Here is an 18,921-nt window from a genome sequence, read left to right on the forward strand (position 1 = left end):
AAAGCTGAGCATCTTCTGCCCAGCTTTTTATTATTTACGATGCATTTTAAATTCTAAAAACAAATCATTATATTCTGCAAGTGATTTTTGGCCAAGATTTTCGTACACTTCCAATTTGGCAGTCATTGCTTCATCTAAATAAAACCGTTTATCTTCTTTAATCTCTTTCGGCAAATATTTCATTGCTGCTTTATTTGGCGTAGAATACCCCACATACTCTGTATTTTGTGCAGCATTTTTTGCATCTAGCATAAAATTGATGAACTTATGTGCTCCGTTAATATTTTTGGCAGTTTTGGGAATTACCATATTATCAAACCAAAGATTTGATCCTTCTTTTGGTACTACATATTCCACCTCTTCATTTTCCCACATAATCTCTGAGGCCATGCCAGACCATAAGACACCTACAGATGCTTCGCCATTTTCAACCAGCATTCTAATTTCATCGCCAACAATTGCTTTTACATTAGGGGTTAACGCATCCAAGTTTTCTTTTGCTTCTCTTAAATGCTGGTGATTTTTATCATTTAAAGAATAATGCAGACTATTTAGGCTCATCCCCATTATTTCCCTCGCGCCATCCACCAATAATATTTGGTTTCTTAAATCTTTATCCCATAAATCTTCCCATGAAGTTATTTTTTTGCCATTTAACATATTAGGATTATACACAATCCCCACTGTTCCCCAAAAATATGGAATAGAATATTTATTTTCCGGATCAAAAGATAAATCCATAAATCGACGATCAATATTTTTTACATTTGGTATCTTCGAATAATCAATTGGAAGAAGCAAATTTTCTTCCTTCATCTTATCTATCATATACTCAGATGGAATAGCGATATCATAATTTGTTCCACCTTGTTGGATTTTTGTCATCATCGCTTCATTTGAGTCAAATGTCTCATAAACTACTTTTATGCCTGTTTCCTTTTCAAACTTCTTAATTAAGTCCGCATCTATATAATCTCCCCAATTATAAACGTTTAGCGTATTGCCGCTTTTGTAGCCACTCGATGAATTCAATTTATCCACTATAACCAAAAGTGCTATGGATAATACTACTATAATAATAAGCCCACGCAGGAGCGATTTCATTTGTTCACCCCCATATTAGATCCTTTACTTGTTCTTCTATTAATAAAGTAGTAGCCTACAACAAGCAATAATGTGAACAGGAACAATATGGCTGACAATGCATTAATATTTAAAGAAACGCCTCTCCTAGCTAATGAATAGATTTCAACAGATAATGTAGTAAATCCATTTCCTGTAACAAAAAAAGTTACGGCGAAGTCATCTAATGAATAGGTTAATGCCATAAAAAAGCCTGCATAAATTCCTGGAGAAATATAGGGCAAAATAACTTTCGTAAGCACGTCCTTCCAGCTTGCTCCCAAATCCAGTGCTGCATCTACTAAGTTCGCACTCATCTCTTGAAGCTTCGGCAACACCATAATTACTACTATAGGAATAGAAAAAGCTATATGGGATAATAAAACAGATGCAAAACCTAGCTTTATTCCTATAATTGTAAATAAAATAAGAAAAGATGCCCCAATAATAACATCAGGACTAACAATTAACACATTGTTTAAAGAAAGAATCCCATTTTTCCATTTCTTCTTTTGGAACATCGAGATGCTAATTGCTCCAAGTACGCCAATAATCGTTGAAATAGCCGCAGATAATAAAGCAATAATTATCGTATTTAGCACAATAATAAATAGTCTCATATCATGGAACAATTCTTTATACCACTTCAAAGTGAATCCCTCAAAATGATGCATTGTGCCTCCGCTGTTAAAGGAGTAAAAAATAAGGTAAAAAATAGGAGCATATAAAATAACAAAAACAAGCACTAAATAAGCAATAGAGAATCCAGATAATTTTTTCATTATTTATGCTCCCTCCTTTTACTCCCAGTAAGAATCATTATTAATATCATGACGATAATAAGGAATACGGCAATAGTGGAACCCATTCCCCAATCTTGTGTAATTAAAAAATGCTGTTCAATGGCCGTTCCAAGGGTTATAACCCGGTTTCCTGCAATCAATCTTGTAATCATAAATAAAGATAAGGCAGGGATAAAAACAGCCTGGCACCCTGACTTGACTCCATCAATCGTTAATGGAAAAATAACGCGTTTAAATGTAACCCACGGGGAAGCTCCTAAATCTTGTGATGCATCTAAAAGACTTCCACTCATCTTCTCCAGCGAATTGAAAATAGGCAAAATCATAAATGGAATGAAAATATAAACACTTACAAATAAGAAACTAAAATCAGTAAATAAAATTTGCTGTTTATTCATTCCAATAAATTCCATCATTTCATTTGCCGCTCCATATGTTCCAAAAATCCCTAAAAATGCATAGGCCTTTAATAACAAATTAATCCATGAAGGCAAGATAATTAATAATAGCCACAATTGTTTATGTTTTGTTTTTGTTAAAAAGTAAGCTGTTGGGTAGGCAATCAGCAAAGAAAAAAGGGTAATTAAAAATGCATACCAAAAGGAATTTAACGTCATCTTTATATAAACAGGGGCAAAGAACTTCTGATAATTAACTAAAGTGAAATTCCCTTCGATATCAAAAAAAGAATAATAAACAATTAGTGCCACTGGTGCTATAACAAATAAAGCAATCCAAAGATAATAGGGGATTGTATACCACTTTACTCTATTTTTCATTTTGCCACTCCGTCATATGCTTCTAAACGGCGATCAAATTCTTCTTCTGTTTCTCCAATTCTCATAACATGAATAGCTTCTGGTTCAAAATCCAACCCGATTTCTTCTCCTACCGCAGCTTTTTTTGTAGAATGAACAAGCCATTCATTTCCTTCTTCATCGTAACAGCAAATTTCATAGTGAACTCCTCTAAACAACTGACTATCAACCTTTACTTTTAATTTCCCCCTATTAATAGAAGTAATCTCTAAATCTTCAGGCCGTATAACCACTTCCACTTTTTCATTTGGATGAAAGCCTTGGTCTACACATTCAAATGTTTTGCTGCCAAATTGTACAAGAAAATCATCTTTCATAAATGCTGAAACAATATTAGACTCTCCAATAAAGTCTGCCACAAAACGGTTAATTGGTTCATCATAAATATCTGTCGGTGTTCCGCTTTGTTCTACTTTTCCTTTATTTAAAACAAAAATTTCATCAGACATAGCCAACGCCTCTTCTTGATCATGTGTAACAAAAATAAAAGTAATGCCTAATCTTCTTTGCAGCTCTCGCAACTCGTATTGCATCTCTGTCCGCAATTTTAAATCTAAAGCGGAAAGAGGTTCATCTAATAGAATTACTTCTGGTTCATTAACAATTGCTCTGGCAATTGCTACACGCTGTCTTTGACCACCAGACATTTCATTAATCTCTCTATATTCGTATCCTTTTAAGTTTACAAATCGCAATGCTTCTTCCACCTTTTTTTCAATCGCCTTCTTTTTCCATTTTTTTATTTTAAGGCCGAAAGCAACATTTTCAAAAACATTTAAATGAGGAAATAAAGCATAATCTTGAAATACTGTATTTACTTGTCTTTTATTTGCAGGTATTTTATTGATAATAGATCCATTAAAGAAAATGCTGCCTTTTGAAGGCTGCATAAAACCTGCGATTAATCGCAGTATAGTAGTTTTCCCGCATCCAGATGGTCCAAGTAGTGTATAAAACTTTCCTCGCTCTATTTCAAAGCTGACATCATCTAATACAAGAGTATCTTGATCATAAACCTTTGATACATTTTCAAATCGTATAATGGGTTGATCCGGCATAATATCCTCCTTTGATTACATCGTTTCTATTATTTTTTCTCTACACATGCAAAAACAAACCTATAAATAAGATTCTGTTGCTACAAGAATCAGTTCAGAAAATCCATCAAACGCATTTATCAGCTGATGTTCATCTGTTGCATGAAAATAAAAGGATTCATTTTGTTTGGCCTTATATTCTTTTTTCCCCAGTATCAAAACTACTTCTCCTTTTAATATATAAACAAAGGTTTCAGACCTTGATGGTTCGAATTTTTTAAATTCGCCTTTTGCTGAAAAAGTTAATTTAATAGGCTCCATTTCTTTTTCATTAGACTCTGGAACAAGCCACTTCACATGATAGCCCCGTTCTTCCTCATAAAAATCTGTCATATCTTCTTCTCGATAGACCACCTTTTGCTTAGAATCTTCTTCACTAAAAAATTCTGTCGGAGAGCATCCCAATACTTCAAGAATATCAAATAATGTTTCTATAGATGGTGAACTCAAGTCTCTTTCTAACTGAGATATATATCCTTTGCTTAAATCTGTTCTTTCCCCTAATTCCTCTTGTGTTAATCCCTTTTTTAAACGCAAATTTTTTATTTTTTTGCCAATATCCATTTTTCTACCTACTTTTTGTTTAGAAATAGTAAACTTATAATCAATATTGTTTAGTATTTTTAAACATAATGTTTAATTTAGCATTATTTATTATACAATAAACGAAATAGAGTGCAATATATACAAGTAAAAAATAAAAAAGCTAGAAATTCTAGCTTTTTTCACCTTTTAATCTAATAATGGAATATATTTTCCATTATCTATTTTTTCAATTTTATTAAATTGAATAAGTTTTTTTAATGACGCATTGCAATATGCCGATGCGTCATATTGATCTCTGCCAACTCTTAAACCAATTTCTGTTGGACCAACCCCTGCACACTTTCCCCTTTCCTTATACAAATCACATAAAGCTTTGTAAATATTTTCATCTTTTTCTGTAATTCGTAGTTTGGAATTTTGCTTCAATTTGCCATCCTCCTATACCATTCCCCATTGCCCTATCTATAAAAAATTTATCTTTATTTACCAATACCCATAATCGCATACTTTTTAAACGATTAATATAAAGAAGCCTTCTTTGAACGAGCAAGGTCATTTCACTAATTTTTTTGCCATTAAATTAAGCATACTAATCATTTTAAAAAATAACATTTATTAATGCACCATTTTTACAAAAATAGATATTAGGGTTGACAAGACAATAAAAAAACAGGTTGTTTATAGGAAAAAAAACATACTGAACTCCTCATTAGAAAAGGATAATAGACATACTAAATGGATATTTTTCACTTTCCTTTAGGATTGTTTAAACCCTCCATGTCTATGCATTCCTACCTTTTCATGAAAAGGCAAAAGCTTTAATTTCTTCACTTCTTCCGGATAATTCATCATCATTTCTTTTAATAATTCTTTTGCTGTTTTATTTTTAGTATCTAACCCTAATTTTTCAGCGGCTTTTATAATCTGTTTTTCTCTTACTTCATCTGCAATCTGATTAATTTCCTTATTTTCTGTTTTTACATCATATTTTTTCGCTTCTGCATAAATCATTTTTTCATGAACTTCTTTTGCAAGCTGCTCCATTTTTTTACCTTTTGTATCAATGCCCAATTCCTTTGCTTTTTTTGTAATCTTTGCTTCAAATACTTCTTTCATAATAAGCCTAATATCTTTATTATCTGTGTTGATGCCAAGCTTTTTCGCTTCATTTTTCAAATTCGTTTCATGCACTTCCATAGCGATTTGTTTTATATCTTTGCCTTCTGTTTTTATCCCCAATTTTTTTGCTTCCATTTTGATAAGCGTTTCATGTATTTCTTTTTTAATCGTAGCACTATCTTTATCTTTTGTATTAATGCCTAGATTTTCAGCCATTTTCTTTAAAAATTCTCCATCTTCTATATTCACTTTTGCATTTCCTTGGGGAGCTGGTGGTGCTGCATACACATTCCCCATATTTGCAGAAAAAATAACTCCTGCTGCCATTAATAATAGAATAAGTATCTTTTTCATTCTAATAAAACCTCCTATTTGTTAGTTGCCAATTTTTCGCATCCTTTTTATACTCTCCTTTGCATACATAAATATGTATAAATTATCAATATTTTCCCACTTCAAATTAGTATAGAACAATAGACATCTGGTATTACTTTTGCTATTTTTTAATAAGAAATGTTGATGGAGATGATAAGATAATGAGCAAATTCACAAAAGACTATATGTTAGTAATGGACGATATTATAAGAGAAGGTGCGCCCATATTAAGGGAAAAAACAAAGGAAATTTCCTTGCCGCCGACAGAAGAAGATAAAGAAGAATTATTATGCATGCTCCAATATTTAAAAAACAGCCAAAATCCAGAAATTGCAAAAAAACAGCAGCTGCGGCCAGGAGTGGGCATATCCGCTAATCAAATTGGTTTAAATAAAAGCATGTTTGCAGCATATATAAAAAACAGCAATGGGGAAGATTTCGAATATACATTAATTAACCCTAAGATTATTGCACATTCAACAAGCATGATTTTTATTCCAGACAGCGAAGGCTGCTTATCAATTGATCGCCCAATTGTCGGCTATGTTCCTCGCTATAAAAAAATTACTGTACGGGCATTTAATCTTAATGGAGAAGAGGTGAAAATTAAACTGAAAGGTTTCGAAGCAATCGTTTTTCAACATGAAATTGACCATTTAAACGGCATTTTATTTTATGATCATATTAATCAGAAAAATCCATTTCAGCTTCCCGAAAATATTGATATAGAACCGTTAAGCTAATAAAATCGTTTTAGCAAAAACAAAAGGCCGTCCTTCATAAGGACGGCCTTTTACCCACTAAATGCATTAATCATTAAGATAGTTTTTAATTTTATATTTTTCCTTTTTCTCTGTTAACCATGTGCTGTATTCTGTTTGAAGTTTTGATTCTAATAAAGCCTCTTTGATTTCTGCTTTATGATCCTCTAATTTAGCTGCTTTTGCATCTTTATGGCCTGTCACTTTAATAATATGGTAACCATAATCTGTTTTTACTGGATCACTGATTTCATCAGCTTTCATAGAGAAAGCTGCTTTTTCAAATTCTTCAGCCATTTGTCCTGAAGCGAAATAGCCAAGCTCACCACCATTTTCTTTTGTTGCTGTATCAGTAGAATACTCTTTGGCAAGCTTTGCAAAGTCTCCACCTTCATCTAATTTTTTCTTCACTTCTTTAGCTGTTTTTTCATCTTCAACTAAAATATGGCTTGCTTCCACTTGTTCTGCTTGGTCGTAATTCGCTTTATTTTCTTTAAAATATGCTTGGATTTCATCATCCGTAATTTTAATGCTTGGTTCTAATAATTTTTTTATTTTCAAGTAACGAACCATTTGCTCTTCAATATCTGCTTTTGAAGCGTTATTAGTTTCTAAAGCAGAATTAAATGTTTCTTCGCCTCCATAAGACTCGATCAGCTTATCCATTTCAGCTTTCTTTTCTTTATCTGTTACCTTAATATTTTCCTTGTCTGCTTCAAGGTCAACGATTTTATCTGCAATTAGAGAATCAAGAATAGTAGAGCCATATTGAGTATTTAGAGCTTTATTCAATTCACTTTTTGAGATTTTTTCTCCATCTACAGTTGCAGCTGTATTATTTTTTTGAACTAAAACTACTGCCACTACAATTAGGGCAATTAAAACAGCGCCTAAAATTGAAAATAATATCTTTTTATTTTTTTTCATTTCTAATCCTTTCTGATGCTCTTTTTATTTGTTGATAGTTCCTATTATCATTAACTTGCCAGTCCAACAAGGACACATAAGAATTTTACCATAAATTTATGACTAAACTATTAACAAATTATTTTTTTTGCAAATTTATTTCCCATAAAGAAGGAAATAAGGAGAAATCGTTTTACACATACTAATCAGATGGCTATATAGCCATCTGATTAGTGGATGAATAGTTAATTACTAGCCGTTGTATTGCTAGTCAGCTTTATTTTAGCGGTTTTTAGGCTGCCTTCATGATAATATTTTATCGTTACCGTATCCCCAATTTCCACTTTGGTATATAGATATTTTCTTAAGTCAGAAGATCCTTCCAAGTTTTTATCATTTATTGAAACAATCACATCTTGTACTTGCAGACCTGCTTTTGCAGCTGCAGAGTTAGAATCGATATTCGTCACCATTACCCCTTTTGTTACATTATTAGGCAAATCTTGCAAATACATACGTGGAACTTCTTCTAAACTAGCTAAACCTACTCCTAAATAAGGACGCTCTACTTTTCCTTTTTCAATAATTTCATTTACAATTGGAAGCAAATCATTACTTGGAATAGCAAATCCTAATCCTTCTACGCCATCTTCAGAAATTTTCAAACTATTAATTCCAACAACTTGACCCGAAGAATTAATTAAAGCACCACCGCTGTTCCCGGGGTTAATAGCCGCATCTGTTTGAATGACATTAAAATCCCAGTCTCCTGCTGAAGTAGTAACAGAAATGCTTCTATCAACAGCACTTACAATTCCTTGTGTAACAGTTCTTGATAAATCTAAACCTAATGGATTGCCAATTGCCCAAACTTGATCTCCAGGTCTTAATGTAGAAGAGTCTCCAAAATTAATTGTATCTGTTGCATATTTGGCATCGATTCTTACGACAGCAAGATCTGTTAAAGCATCTGCTCCAATTAATTTCCCTTCTGTTTTATCTCCATTATAAAGAGATATTTCTAAACTGTTTGCTCCTTCTATTACATGATTATTTGTTGCTATATACGCATACTTAGAATCCTTTTTAAAAATAATTCCAGAACCTGATCCACTTTCTACATCCTCACCAGAACTTTGAGAAAATTGACTTGTTTGCTGCTGCAAATTAACGATGCCCACTATTGCTTTGGAAGAATTCTCGACCATATCAGCAATTGAAGTAGATGCACTTTCAGAAGAAGCTGCAGCTGAAGTGGTTTCTGCTTTAATTCCGCTTGTTGCATTGCTGCTATTTTCAACTTTTTTTGTTAAGCTTTCCACCTGTTCTTGCATTTTATCATATTTCTCATTATATATATCTGTATATGGAATTGTAAAAAAGGTTAATGCCGAACCTAGAACTCCAGCTGCAAGCAATGAAAAAACACCTTTTAATTTTGTTTTTTTTGCTGTGTTCTTTTGTTGGTATTTTGTCCGATGCCCCTCCTCTTCCTCTCGGGATGCTGCTATCATTTCTTCTGCTTGTCCCCTATCGCTTACTAAGTTGTCCTGAAAAGTCTTTATTTCTTTTTCACTTGACTCCTCTTCTTGCAATTGATTCTCCACTATTCCTATGCTTCTATCTGTTTCCCCATTATTCTCTATGTATAGTGGATGCTCCTCCTTTCTATTTGCTTCACTATTTTCTCCGTTCATGTCTATGTTATTTCTATTTTTTGACAAATCTTTATTTGTTTCATCTTTTTCCCATTCGTTCATGAGATATTCCTCCTTATTTATATATCATGCTATATCTTAACAATCATTTTAAATGGCTGTGGTTTGTTGCATCCATGTTGTCAATTGCTTTATATTCACATAATAACCATTAGTTATGAATAAATTATTAACAAACTTTGAAAAGTCATAGAAATAATAAAGACCAATCTAAGAAATTGCATCTATTTTCTCCCTATAAAAAACTCTTTTCCTTTGTTTCTCAATAAAAAGGAAAAGAGCTGGTATCCGATACTATTTATTTTTAGGAAAGGTAATCGTAAATTTAGTTCCTTCTCCTTTTTCACTGGCTACTTTAATCTCTCCTTCATGGAATTGCACTAGCTGTTTGACAATAGATAAACCTAAACCGAACTCGCCATATGGCGTATTAGTGCGTGAAATATCCGCCTTATAAAATCTTTTCCAAATATTTTCTATTTCGGCTGCTTCCATTCCAATGCCTGTATCCTCAATCTCGATAACTGTTTTTTCTTCGTTCTCATAACCACGGAGCCATATTGATCCATTCTCTGTGAATTGAATGCTATTTTTGGTAATATTAATGATAATTTGGATTAATCGATCATAGTCAGCAAATATCATGATATCCTCTTTTACATCAATATGGATTTTCACCCTTTTCTCCTCTGCTTGTGTATAAAGCTGCTCTTGAATAATCTCTAATACTTCTTGCAGTTGAATATTTTCCTTCATTAACACCACTTGATTAGAACGAATTTTATCATAATCTAAATTTTCATTTACCAAACGAATAAGCCTCTTTGCTTCCTTGCTTACTAATCGCAGTCCTCTTTCCTTTTCCACTTCTGGAATCATATTATTTGTTAAGCCTTCAATTACACCGCTTATAGTAGTTAATGGTGTTCGCAATTCATGAGACACATCTGACATAAATTGCCTTCTTCTATTTTCTAATGCATCTATCGCCTCTTTTGATTCCTTTAAATTATCTACCATGCTATTAAAATCGTTGGCAAGTTCTCCAATTTCATCAAAATTAGAGGATGGTACTTTTACATCGTAGTTGCCGACCGCAACAGCACTTGTGGCTTCTTGGAGTTTTTTTATGCGCTTTACATGAATTTGAGATAGCAAAAAGCTTAAAAGCAGGGCTACTCCAAAAGCAAAAAACACCGTATACACTAAGTAGCGATTAATTTGACTGATCATTTCTCTAGAACCGCTTAATGGTGATGTCAACACAATGCCGCCAGCTACTTCTCCATTCACTTTATAGGGAATGGCAACCAATGTCACTTCCTTATTGCTGCGGTATGTACTACGTTTAATTACAGTACCTTTTCCGTCTCGAATTTTATTCCATTCTGAATTGGTGATAGAAATTTCTCCGCCAATATTCACTAGCTTATTTTGTTTCGTATCAAATAGCCCAAAACTTATTCCTCTTGCTCCCAAAACATTTGCATAATTATAAAGAGTATTTTCACCAGGATTTAGCACAGACGTATTTTGCAGATCATCTAGTATGTTTACCCCATACTCAAGTAGCTCTTGCCCTTTTAATGTGAGAACAATTTTTTCCACATAATGGGTAAAAACAAGACTTACCACTAAAAAGGCAACAATTATAACACTAATATGGCTAATTAATTGCTGATAAATATATTTAATTCTCATTCGCTACCACCGTTTCGTCAAATTTATATCCAATCCCCCAAATTGTATGGAAAAATGGTTGGTTATCACGGCCGATTTTCCTTCTTAATCTCTTAATATGCACATCAACGGTTCGATCATCTCCATAATACTGAAATCCCCATACTTGATCCAATATCTGCTCCCTAGTAAATACCTGTTTCGGGTACTGCACAAAAAAGGAAAGTATATCAAATTCTTTTGGTGTCAGATTTGAAATTAGTTTGCCGTGAATAAATACTTCCCGTGTTTCTTTATTAACTTCTACAATATCTGCACCACTTACTGCTTTTTCTCCATTTTTTGTCTGAAAACGTCGCGTTATTGCTTTCATTCTTGCTGTTAAAGCAAGAGGACTAAATGGTTTTGTTACATAGTCATCTGCACCCATTTCCAAACCAAGCACTTGATCAGATTCAGAATCTTTTGCCGTCAACATGATAATCGGTATTTGTTTATTTTTTTCCCTTATTTTCCTACATACAGTTATACCATCCATTCCCGGCAGCATCCAATCAAGAACTATCAAATCATAAGGGTGGAATAAAAACTCTTGATATCCGTCTAAACCATTATGAATAAATTTGCCTTCAAAATTTTCTTTTGCAAAAAACATATCAAGCATGGAGCAAACACTTTCATTATCTTCTATCACTAAAACTTTCATATTTGCACCTCTTCTTTATCTAGCTATATTTCCTATCATTTAACCTATTTTTTTGAGGTTTGACAATGCATTTTGTTTATATTTAAATCATTATTAATGGAACAGAAACAATTTGTTCATAAAATAATCTATTCCCTTACTTTTGTTCTTATTGTTGTCATAATTTTAAAAAGCCTATTTGCTTAAACAAGGAGCATAAACAAAATGATTATAAAATTGAAACAGTATGCAATAGAAACAGCAAAAGAGATAATAGCTGTTCAAACCGCTGCATATCTAGTGGAGGCAGATATAATTAACTATAAAAATTTGCCTCCTTTAAAGGAAAATTTTTATGATATTATGAATGTGGATGAAGTTTTTCTTGGCATCTATCAAAATGAGAGATTAGGAGCACTATTATCTTACAGTGAAACAGACAGTTCGATTGAAATATGTCGTCTTGTTGTTCTCCCTTCATTATTTGGCAACGGTTTTGCTTCCAAATTGCTTGTCTCTCTGTTAAATTCTACTTCAAAGCATTGCTTTGTACATACTGCTGCTAAAAATGTTCCTGCTATTCAACTATACAAAAAATTTGGATTCACTATCAAAAAAACGTTTAAAGTCGAAGATAAATTAGAAATCGTTAAATTAGAAAAAGAAAAATCTGTCCACAGTTCGTGAACAGATTTTTCTTTTTAACTTACTGTACAGCGGATGCCTTACTTTCTTGCCATTCTTTTTCCGCTAAAAGGAGGGCACCTGTAATTCCTGCATTATCGCCAAGACCAGGTTTTACAATATAGTCTTTTATATTGGAAGATATTTCTTCAAAGGATAAATATCCGTTCAATAGTTCTTGCAAATACTTATAAATAAAGGTTATTACATGGGTTTGGTTCATCACACCGCCGCCTAGAATAATTTTTTTAGGAGACAACACTAAGATATACTGCATTAAACTTTGTGCAATATAAAACCCCTCCATATCCCAAACCTCTTCTTTATCACTAAGCTCAATCGCTTTTTTCCCCCACCGTTCTTCAATTGCGGGTCCTGCTGCAAGTCCTTCTAAACAATCAGCATGATAAGGGCATCTTCCTTTATAACTATCGTTTGGATGGCGTCTTACCAAAATATGCCCCATTTCTGGGTGGGTTAACCCTTGCAGCAGCTCTCCATTTATATAGGCCCCTGCCCCGATGCCAGTGCCAACTGTTATATATAAACAATTATCTACCCCTTTAGCAGCTCCTAGCATGGCTTCTCCTAATGCTGCTACATTAACATCTGTATTAAATCCTACCGGTATAGAAAAGGTATCCTTAACTGTTTGTAAAAGCGGATAATCTTTCCATGCTGTTTTTGGTGTTGTTGTAATATTTCCATATGTATTGCTTTGTTTATCTACATCTATCGGTCCAAAAGATCCTATGCCAATCGCTTCCACCACATGCTGCTGGAAAAAAGCAATTACCTTAGGCATCGTTTCTTCTGGTGTTGTTGTTGGAATAGAAATCCTTTCTTTTATTTCTCCATCAACTGTTCCTACTGCACAAACAAATTTAGTTCCTCCGGCTTCTATTGCTCCAAATAACGACATCTATACCGCTCCCTTGTTATTTCATTTATACAACGCTTACACTCACTATATTAAATCCACTCAAAAAAGTATATATTTATTTTTTATTTGTCTAGTTTTTATAATAATGTTAGATATAATCATTTTTATTTCAAGGAATCGAAAAGTCGCTCACTTTATTGGGCATCAGCGGGAAAGATAATGCCAGTTTTCCTCCGCACCTCTTCCATTACCTCCATGACGGTCAATGATACATCAAAAGAATTAACAGATGATTCTATTTTGCCAGCTTGAATTAAATCAATAAATTCCTTTGCTTCATAATACATCGCTTCTGCTTTTTGCGGCTGTGTTATGTCCTCCTTTTGTCCATTTCGATACTGAATTTCTACCTTTTGCGGCGTATTCATTTGATCTAATAATATATTTCCACCTTCTCCTTGTATTTCTGAAGGAACATAAGAGTTAGTAATTTTAGAGTACATGATAACAACATCCATATCATCATAAGACATAATAATGCTTCCTTCTCCATCGACACCAGTCTCTAATAAATAACTAGAAGCCGTAACAGCATTTGGTTTGCCAAATAAAACAACCATTGGATAAATGCAATAAACTCCTATATCCATTAAGGCACCATTTGAAAACTCCGGCTTAAAAGCGTTTAGTACATTGCCTTCTTTATAAGCATCATAACGAGAAGAATATTGACAATAACTTGCAAATGCACGGCGAACCTTTCCAATCATATGTATGTTATTTTGAATGGTTTGAAAATTAGGAAGCAAGGTTGTTTTTAATGCTTCCATAAACAGAACCTGATTCTCCTTTGCAGCAGCGATTACTTTTTTGACTTCCCTTACATTAGATGCCATTGCCTTTTCACAAAGCACATGCTTTTGATTATTAAGGAATAGAATCGATTGCTCTGCGTGCAAAGAGTTAGGGCTAGCAATATATACAGCATCTAAGCAATCACTTTCTGCCATTGTTTTCAAATCTGTAAAAATATGCTCAACTCCATACTTCTCTGCAAAGATTTCTCCTTTTTCTATTGTTCGTGAATAAACAGCAGTTAAGGAAAATTCCTCTATTTGCTGTGCAGCTTCAATAAAAGATTCTGTTATCCAATTTGTTCCAATCACACCAAAACGTACTTTCATTTTTATCCCCCATATTCAAATTTTATATTTTATTTATTGACTGCTCCCCTTTTATTTTGTCTTCTTTATGACAAAATTGCAATATCCACCCCTTCACCTTTCCACTAAAAAAGGGATTCCTTAAATCGCTGAACGCTTATAAGGAACCCCTTTCTTTATTATGCAATTATTGAATAGCTGCTTCTACTTCCTTGATCATTTCCGCTGTAGAAACTAGACCTCCACCAGACAAATACCAGTAATTTGGATCTAAATAAATAATATGGTCGTTTTTAGCAGCATCCGTTCCATTTACTAATTTATTATCAAGAACCTTCTCCGCTGAAGATTTGCCGCCTACCGCAGCCCCTCTATCTACTACAAATAAATATTGAGGATTTTTTTCTGCCACATATTCAAATGATACACTTTGTCCATGTGTTGAAGCTTCAATGTTCTCATCAGCAGCAGCTAGTCCAAACACATCATGAATAATGCCAAATCTTGACTTTGATCCATATGCACTTAAGCTCCCATCATTAACTAAAACTACTAATGACTTGCCATCTAATGTTTTTGCTTTTTCATTAATGTTAGCGATTGACTCATCAATTTTTGCTAATTCTTCTGTTACTTCTTGTTTTTTATCAAAGATATCGCCAACAATGTTCATATTATTTTTAAAAGATTCTACGTAGTTATTGCTGTCTACTGCTACATAAACAGTGGGAGCAATTTTGCTTAACTCTTCATATGCATCTGATTGTCTTCCAGAAATAAAAATAACTTCTGGCGCTAATTCACTAATTGCTTCAAAATCAGGCTCCTTTAGGCCACCTACATTTTTATATTTCGTATCTTTATACTTTGATAAGTACTCCGGAACATTTTTTTGAGGAACACCTGTTACTTCTACACCTAATTTGTCTAATGTATCTAAAATACCAAAATCAAACACAACGACATTTTTTGGATTCACTTTGACTTTTGCTTCTCCCAATTCATGTTTAACCGTTACTTCAGTTGGTTTATTTGCCGTTTCTTTCGGCTCTGAACTAGTTGCAGCATCTTTTCCACATGCCGCTAGAATTGCTAAAACCATAGCTAAAAATATAATAGATAATTTTTTTTTCAATTTTGACACTCCTAATGAAATTATTTATATTATTTAAATTGATTTCATTGCAAAGAAACACAGAATATCCTATGATTAGGTATTATGAAATAGTGTTAATTTAGATATTTTGCAGAATGTCTAAATTAACTTTGCTATCTCTATCTAATGGTAGTGTTATTATGACAATCGCACAGTCTAACTTTTTGCTTATTTCAGATTTACCAATATAATTTCTTTAAATCTGAAATAAGGTAAAAGTTTTTTCTATAACAGCACTGCCTCCTTTCTTGGATGTATCGCTACCATCAGCTGCCTTCATTTAGCAAATCAACTAATATACAAAATTATTATGCAAAATAAACACATATTTTTTGATTGTTAATCTCTTCTATTGGCATTTCCATTTCATATATATCTTTTAGTATATTGCTATTGATAATCGATTTTGCTGGTCCATCATTTACGATAACTCCATTTTTTAATGCCACGATGTTATCAGAATAAACCGATGCAAAGTTAATATCATGGATAACAATAACAACTGTTTTTCCCAGCTCATCTACTAATCTTCTTAACACTTTCATAATCTGCACAGAATGTTTCATATCTAGATTATTTAAAGGCTCATCCAACAAAATATACTCTGTATCTTGAGCAATAACCATTGCTATATATGCTCGCTGTTTCTGGCCTCCACTAAGCTCATCTAAAAATTTATGCTGTATGGAATCTAATTCCATATATTTAATTGCTTCCTCTACAAATTGTTCATCTTTTTTTGTCAGTTTCCCCTGCGAATATGGAAACCTGCCAAATCCAACAAGTTCTTTTACTGTCAATCGTAGGTTGATATGATTCGATTGTTTTAATATGGAGATTTTTTTTGCTAAAACATTGCTTTTTTCCTTATTTATATCTACTCCATCTATCAATACTTCTCCGCCGTCTGCTTTGGTTAGCCTGCTTATAACAGATAATAATGTACTTTTGCCCGCTCCATTCGGACCGATAAAAGAAGTTATTTTTCCTTTTTCGATTGAAAGGGAAACATTTTCAAGGACATTTTTTCCGTTAAATTGTTTGCTTACCTGTTTAACCTCTACCATGCTTTCCTCTCCCTTAAAAGTAAATAGATAAAATATGTGCCCCCGATAAAATTAATAATGACACTGATCGTAGTCGAAAATGTAAACACCCTTTCTACAATCAGCAAGCCGCCGACTAATGCAATAATGCTTAGCAAAATGGAACTGGCAATTAAATAGGTATGCTTATATGTTTTCATAAATTCCCTCGCAAGATTTACAACAAGCAGTCCTAAAAACGTGATAGGGCCAACTAATGCAGTTGCGACTGATACGAGAATAGCAACAACAATCAACATATTTTTCACAACCCGATCGTAGTCAATTCCCAAATTTATGGCTTGATCTTTGCCTAATGACATAACATCAAAAAATTTGCTGAATTTGAAAGTATAGATGACAACTCCGGCAACAATAATGATACTTAACAATAAAATATTTGTATTAATATTATTAAAACTAGCAAACATTTTATCTTGAACAATAAGGAATTCATTTGGATCTATCAACATTTGCATAAAGGAAGAAAGGCTTTGAAAAAAACTTCCTAATATAATTCCTACAAGCAAAAGCAATAATATATTTTGAGATTCTCTTTTAAAAAACATCACATAAAGAATGGTTGAAAATAAAATCATAATCCCTACAGAAACTAAAAAGTTTATATTGCTATTCATCATGGCAAAATTTTGTGAGCCCAAAAAGAAAATGACAATGGTTTGTATAAATAGGTACAAAGAATCCAACCCCAATATACTTGGCGTTAAAATGCGATTATTTGTAATCGTTTGAAATACCATCGAGGTATAAGCAATACATCCCCCTGTCAAAACAATTGCTATAATTTTAATCGCCCTTCTTGGTAAAACATATCCGGCATTGTAAGGAGTCACCTTTATGAACATAAATACTGCTATCAAGACCATTGCTGCAAAAAATAGAATGATCAATTTAGTTTTAGGCTGCTTCATATTTCTTTCTCCTTAACAATAAATATAAGAAGATGGCACTTCCTATTACACCAACCATCACTCCAATAGATATTTCATATGGGTAAATAATGATTCGTCCCAATATATCACATACAAGAACAAAAACGGCACCTAATACAGCTGTATGCAATAAGCTGTTTTTTAAATTATCGCCTCGATAGATGGATACAATATTGGGAATAATTAATCCCAAAAATGGTATCATGCCAACAGTTAAGATGACTACAGATGAAACTAATGCAGTAATCGTTAATCCAATATTAACGACGCTCTTATAACGCAAGCCAAGATTTGTAGCGAAATCTTCCCCCATGCCTGCGATTGTAAATTTATTTGCATATAGGTATGCAATAATAACTACAGGAACACTTATGTATAATAGCTCATAACGTCCTTCCATAATTAAGGAAAAATCGCCCTGAAGCCATGAAGACATATTTTGCACTAAATCATATTTTAAAGCAAAAAAAGTGGTGATAGAGCTAATGATATTCCCTAACATTAAACCAATTAGTGGAATAAAAATAGAATCTTTAAATTTAATACGGTTAAGTATTTGCATAAATAAAAAGGTTCCAAATAATGCAAATAAAAATGCGATAAACATTTTGACAATTGGCGTTGCGGAAGTAAACAACATCAAAGCGACTAATATTCCAAATCTTGCCCAATCCATTGTGCCAGCAGTTGTTGGTGAAACGAATTTATTTCTTGTAAGCTGCTGCATAATCAGGCCGCAGATACTTAAACTCATACCTGCAATGATAATGCTGATAAGTCGGGGGAACCTGCTAATAAGGAGAATTTCCTTTTGATCATCTGTAAGTTGCCATATGCTGAACAGATCTATATCAATTACGCCTACAAATAAAGAAATAATGGATAGTACAATAAGTGCAATTACTAAATATCTTAATTTCATATTCTATATTGAGCATGAGATAACTCTTTTGTTCCCCCTTATTTTAACTATTTACCGTAAATGATTTTCATTATCATTTATTTCTCATCTAATTTTAACACTTATTTATATATCGTCAATATTTTTTAAAAAATTTGTTAGATTTTAGCCATTTATTATTAATATATAGCTAAAAGAGAATGATATCATCTTGATTATTTAGCACTTCTTTAAGAAAGGCTGTTTCGTCTTTCTCACATTCCCACAGAAGTCCTCCGTGTTATATGCAGGCTGCTCGAGATTACTTCCCCTTTTTTTTCAAACTTCAAGAAAACATCCTTAAGAAAAGGTCTATATACATCTTTAATTCATAATGTTAAAGCAGCACCCCTTACTGCTATAATGACAAAAAAAGATCTCATCCATACCTTTATTCAGCAATTTCTGAATAAATGAAAGTATAGAT

Annotated in this window: 19 protein-coding genes; 2 read left to right on the forward strand and 17 right to left on the reverse strand. The window is 33.0% G+C overall.

Going from position 1 to position 18,921, the window contains the following annotated elements; genetic code table 11:
* Positions 1 to 30: 30 nt before the first annotated feature.
* The 7 genes from NCCP28_RS20150 to NCCP28_RS20180 all read right to left on the reverse strand — a co-directional run bounded on the left by NCCP28_RS20150 (position 31) and on the right by NCCP28_RS20180 (position 5,859).
* Positions 31 to 1,104, reverse strand: a complete 1,074-nt coding sequence (locus tag NCCP28_RS20150) for an ABC transporter substrate-binding protein (protein WP_248563012.1) — start codon at positions 1,102 to 1,104, stop codon at positions 31 to 33.
* A complete protein-coding gene (locus NCCP28_RS20155) occupies positions 1,101 to 1,904 on the reverse strand; it encodes an ABC transporter permease (RefSeq protein WP_248563013.1) in 804 nt (267 codons plus the stop codon). Before NCCP28_RS20155 ends, NCCP28_RS20150 begins: the two co-directional genes overlap by 4 nt.
* Positions 1,904 to 2,704, reverse strand: a complete 801-nt coding sequence (locus NCCP28_RS20160) for an ABC transporter permease (RefSeq protein ID WP_248563014.1) — start codon at positions 2,702 to 2,704, stop codon at positions 1,904 to 1,906. Before NCCP28_RS20160 ends, NCCP28_RS20155 begins: the two co-directional genes overlap by 1 nt.
* Positions 2,701 to 3,801: an ABC transporter ATP-binding protein gene (locus NCCP28_RS20165; RefSeq protein ID WP_248563015.1), complete on the reverse strand. Its 1,101-nt coding sequence runs from the start codon at positions 3,799 to 3,801 to the stop codon at positions 2,701 to 2,703. The genes NCCP28_RS20160 and NCCP28_RS20165 overlap by 4 nt, the downstream gene beginning before the upstream one ends.
* 60 nt (positions 3,802 to 3,861) lie before the next feature.
* Positions 3,862 to 4,404: a helix-turn-helix domain-containing protein gene (locus tag NCCP28_RS20170; protein WP_248563016.1), complete on the reverse strand. Its 543-nt coding sequence runs from the start codon at positions 4,402 to 4,404 to the stop codon at positions 3,862 to 3,864.
* A gap of 168 nt (positions 4,405 to 4,572) precedes the next feature.
* Entirely contained in the window at positions 4,573 to 4,812 is a 240-nt protein-coding gene (locus tag NCCP28_RS20175; RefSeq protein ID WP_248563017.1) for a hypothetical protein, read from the reverse strand.
* A 330-nt stretch (positions 4,813 to 5,142) separates the two neighbouring features.
* Positions 5,143 to 5,859 (reverse strand): hypothetical protein, encoded by a 717-nt coding sequence (locus tag NCCP28_RS20180; RefSeq protein WP_248563018.1) that lies wholly within the window; start codon positions 5,857 to 5,859, stop codon positions 5,143 to 5,145.
* Positions 5,860 to 6,041: 182 nt separating this feature from the next.
* On the opposite strand from NCCP28_RS20180, the gene def reads away from it, so the two are divergent.
* Positions 6,042 to 6,623 (forward strand): peptide deformylase, encoded by a 582-nt coding sequence (gene def / locus NCCP28_RS20185; protein ID WP_248563019.1) that lies wholly within the window; start codon positions 6,042 to 6,044, stop codon positions 6,621 to 6,623.
* 66 nt (positions 6,624 to 6,689) lie between these two features.
* Here def and NCCP28_RS20190 read toward each other — a convergent pair whose 3' ends face one another.
* The 4 genes from NCCP28_RS20190 to NCCP28_RS20205 all read right to left on the reverse strand — a co-directional run bounded on the left by NCCP28_RS20190 (position 6,690) and on the right by NCCP28_RS20205 (position 11,651).
* Positions 6,690 to 7,568, reverse strand: coding sequence for a peptidylprolyl isomerase (locus NCCP28_RS20190; RefSeq protein WP_248563020.1), 879 nt, complete (start codon positions 7,566 to 7,568; stop codon positions 6,690 to 6,692).
* A gap of 224 nt (positions 7,569 to 7,792) precedes the next feature.
* Positions 7,793 to 9,061: a S1C family serine protease gene (locus tag NCCP28_RS20195; RefSeq protein WP_375709435.1), complete on the reverse strand. Its 1,269-nt coding sequence runs from the start codon at positions 9,059 to 9,061 to the stop codon at positions 7,793 to 7,795.
* 498 nt (positions 9,062 to 9,559) lie between these two features.
* Entirely contained in the window at positions 9,560 to 10,966 is a 1,407-nt protein-coding gene (locus NCCP28_RS20200; RefSeq protein WP_248563022.1) for a sensor histidine kinase, read from the reverse strand.
* Positions 10,956 to 11,651, reverse strand: coding sequence for a response regulator transcription factor (locus NCCP28_RS20205; protein WP_248563023.1), 696 nt, complete (start codon positions 11,649 to 11,651; stop codon positions 10,956 to 10,958). Before NCCP28_RS20205 ends, NCCP28_RS20200 begins: the two co-directional genes overlap by 11 nt.
* A gap of 204 nt (positions 11,652 to 11,855) precedes the next feature.
* Between NCCP28_RS20205 and NCCP28_RS20210 the strand changes: the two genes are divergently transcribed.
* The gene (locus tag NCCP28_RS20210; protein WP_248563024.1) at positions 11,856 to 12,317 is read left to right on the forward strand and encodes a GNAT family N-acetyltransferase; all 462 of its coding nucleotides are present in this window, start codon (positions 11,856 to 11,858) and stop codon (positions 12,315 to 12,317) included.
* A 19-nt stretch (positions 12,318 to 12,336) separates the two neighbouring features.
* Here NCCP28_RS20210 and NCCP28_RS20215 read toward each other — a convergent pair whose 3' ends face one another.
* From NCCP28_RS20215 to NCCP28_RS20240, 6 genes are all read right to left on the reverse strand, one after another.
* Positions 12,337 to 13,236: an ROK family protein gene (locus tag NCCP28_RS20215; protein ID WP_248563025.1), complete on the reverse strand. Its 900-nt coding sequence runs from the start codon at positions 13,234 to 13,236 to the stop codon at positions 12,337 to 12,339.
* A gap of 155 nt (positions 13,237 to 13,391) precedes the next feature.
* Complete coding sequence (locus NCCP28_RS20220; protein WP_248563026.1) at positions 13,392 to 14,381, reverse strand: Gfo/Idh/MocA family protein; 990 nt, start codon at positions 14,379 to 14,381, stop codon at positions 13,392 to 13,394.
* 166 nt (positions 14,382 to 14,547) lie between these two features.
* A complete protein-coding gene (locus tag NCCP28_RS20225; protein ID WP_282579590.1) occupies positions 14,548 to 15,495 on the reverse strand; it encodes a siderophore ABC transporter substrate-binding protein in 948 nt (315 codons plus the stop codon).
* A gap of 329 nt (positions 15,496 to 15,824) precedes the next feature.
* The gene (locus tag NCCP28_RS20230; RefSeq protein ID WP_248563027.1) at positions 15,825 to 16,583 is read right to left on the reverse strand and encodes an iron ABC transporter ATP-binding protein; all 759 of its coding nucleotides are present in this window, start codon (positions 16,581 to 16,583) and stop codon (positions 15,825 to 15,827) included.
* The gene (locus NCCP28_RS20235) at positions 16,577 to 17,533 is read right to left on the reverse strand and encodes an iron chelate uptake ABC transporter family permease subunit (protein WP_248563028.1); all 957 of its coding nucleotides are present in this window, start codon (positions 17,531 to 17,533) and stop codon (positions 16,577 to 16,579) included. Before NCCP28_RS20235 ends, NCCP28_RS20230 begins: the two co-directional genes overlap by 7 nt.
* Positions 17,520 to 18,476, reverse strand: coding sequence for an ABC transporter permease (locus NCCP28_RS20240; RefSeq protein WP_248563029.1), 957 nt, complete (start codon positions 18,474 to 18,476; stop codon positions 17,520 to 17,522). The genes NCCP28_RS20235 and NCCP28_RS20240 overlap by 14 nt, the downstream gene beginning before the upstream one ends.
* Between the last annotated feature and the right edge of the window lie 445 nt (positions 18,477 to 18,921).

Source organism: Niallia sp. NCCP-28, from assembly GCF_023168165.1.
Lineage (GTDB): Bacteria > Bacillota > Bacilli > Bacillales > Cytobacillaceae > Niallia.

Bases quoted from the DNA above. Each gene is read 5' to 3' on its own strand.
- NCCP28_RS20205 (WP_248563023.1), bottom strand. From the start codon at position 11,651: ATGAAAGTTTTAGTGATAGAAGATAATGAAAGTGTTTGCTCCATGCTT.
- NCCP28_RS20180 (WP_248563018.1), bottom strand. From the start codon at position 5,859: ATGAAAAAGATACTTATTCTATTATTAATGGCAGCAGGAGTTATTTTT.
- NCCP28_RS20200 (WP_248563022.1), bottom strand. From the start codon at position 10,966: ATGAGAATTAAATATATTTATCAGCAATTAATTAGCCATATTAGTGTT.
- NCCP28_RS20195 (WP_375709435.1), bottom strand. From the start codon at position 9,061: ATGATAGCAGCATCCCGAGAGGAAGAGGAGGGGCATCGGACAAAATAC.
- NCCP28_RS20230 (WP_248563027.1), bottom strand. From the start codon at position 16,583: ATGGTAGAGGTTAAACAGGTAAGCAAACAATTTAACGGAAAAAATGTC.
- NCCP28_RS20210 (WP_248563024.1), top strand. From the start codon at position 11,856: ATGATTATAAAATTGAAACAGTATGCAATAGAAACAGCAAAAGAGATA.
- NCCP28_RS20150 (WP_248563012.1), bottom strand. From the start codon at position 1,104: ATGAAATCGCTCCTGCGTGGGCTTATTATTATAGTAGTATTATCCATA.
- NCCP28_RS20235 (WP_248563028.1), bottom strand. From the start codon at position 17,533: ATGAAGCAGCCTAAAACTAAATTGATCATTCTATTTTTTGCAGCAATG.
- NCCP28_RS20190 (WP_248563020.1), bottom strand. From the start codon at position 7,568: ATGAAAAAAAATAAAAAGATATTATTTTCAATTTTAGGCGCTGTTTTA.
- NCCP28_RS20160 (WP_248563014.1), bottom strand. From the start codon at position 2,704: ATGAAAAATAGAGTAAAGTGGTATACAATCCCCTATTATCTTTGGATT.
- NCCP28_RS20215 (WP_248563025.1), bottom strand. From the start codon at position 13,236: ATGTCGTTATTTGGAGCAATAGAAGCCGGAGGAACTAAATTTGTTTGT.
- NCCP28_RS20165 (WP_248563015.1), bottom strand. From the start codon at position 3,801: ATGCCGGATCAACCCATTATACGATTTGAAAATGTATCAAAGGTTTAT.
- NCCP28_RS20170 (WP_248563016.1), bottom strand. From the start codon at position 4,404: ATGGATATTGGCAAAAAAATAAAAAATTTGCGTTTAAAAAAGGGATTA.
- NCCP28_RS20155 (WP_248563013.1), bottom strand. From the start codon at position 1,904: ATGAAAAAATTATCTGGATTCTCTATTGCTTATTTAGTGCTTGTTTTT.
- def (WP_248563019.1), top strand. From the start codon at position 6,042: ATGAGCAAATTCACAAAAGACTATATGTTAGTAATGGACGATATTATA.
- NCCP28_RS20220 (WP_248563026.1), bottom strand. From the start codon at position 14,381: ATGAAAGTACGTTTTGGTGTGATTGGAACAAATTGGATAACAGAATCT.
- NCCP28_RS20240 (WP_248563029.1), bottom strand. From the start codon at position 18,476: ATGAAATTAAGATATTTAGTAATTGCACTTATTGTACTATCCATTATT.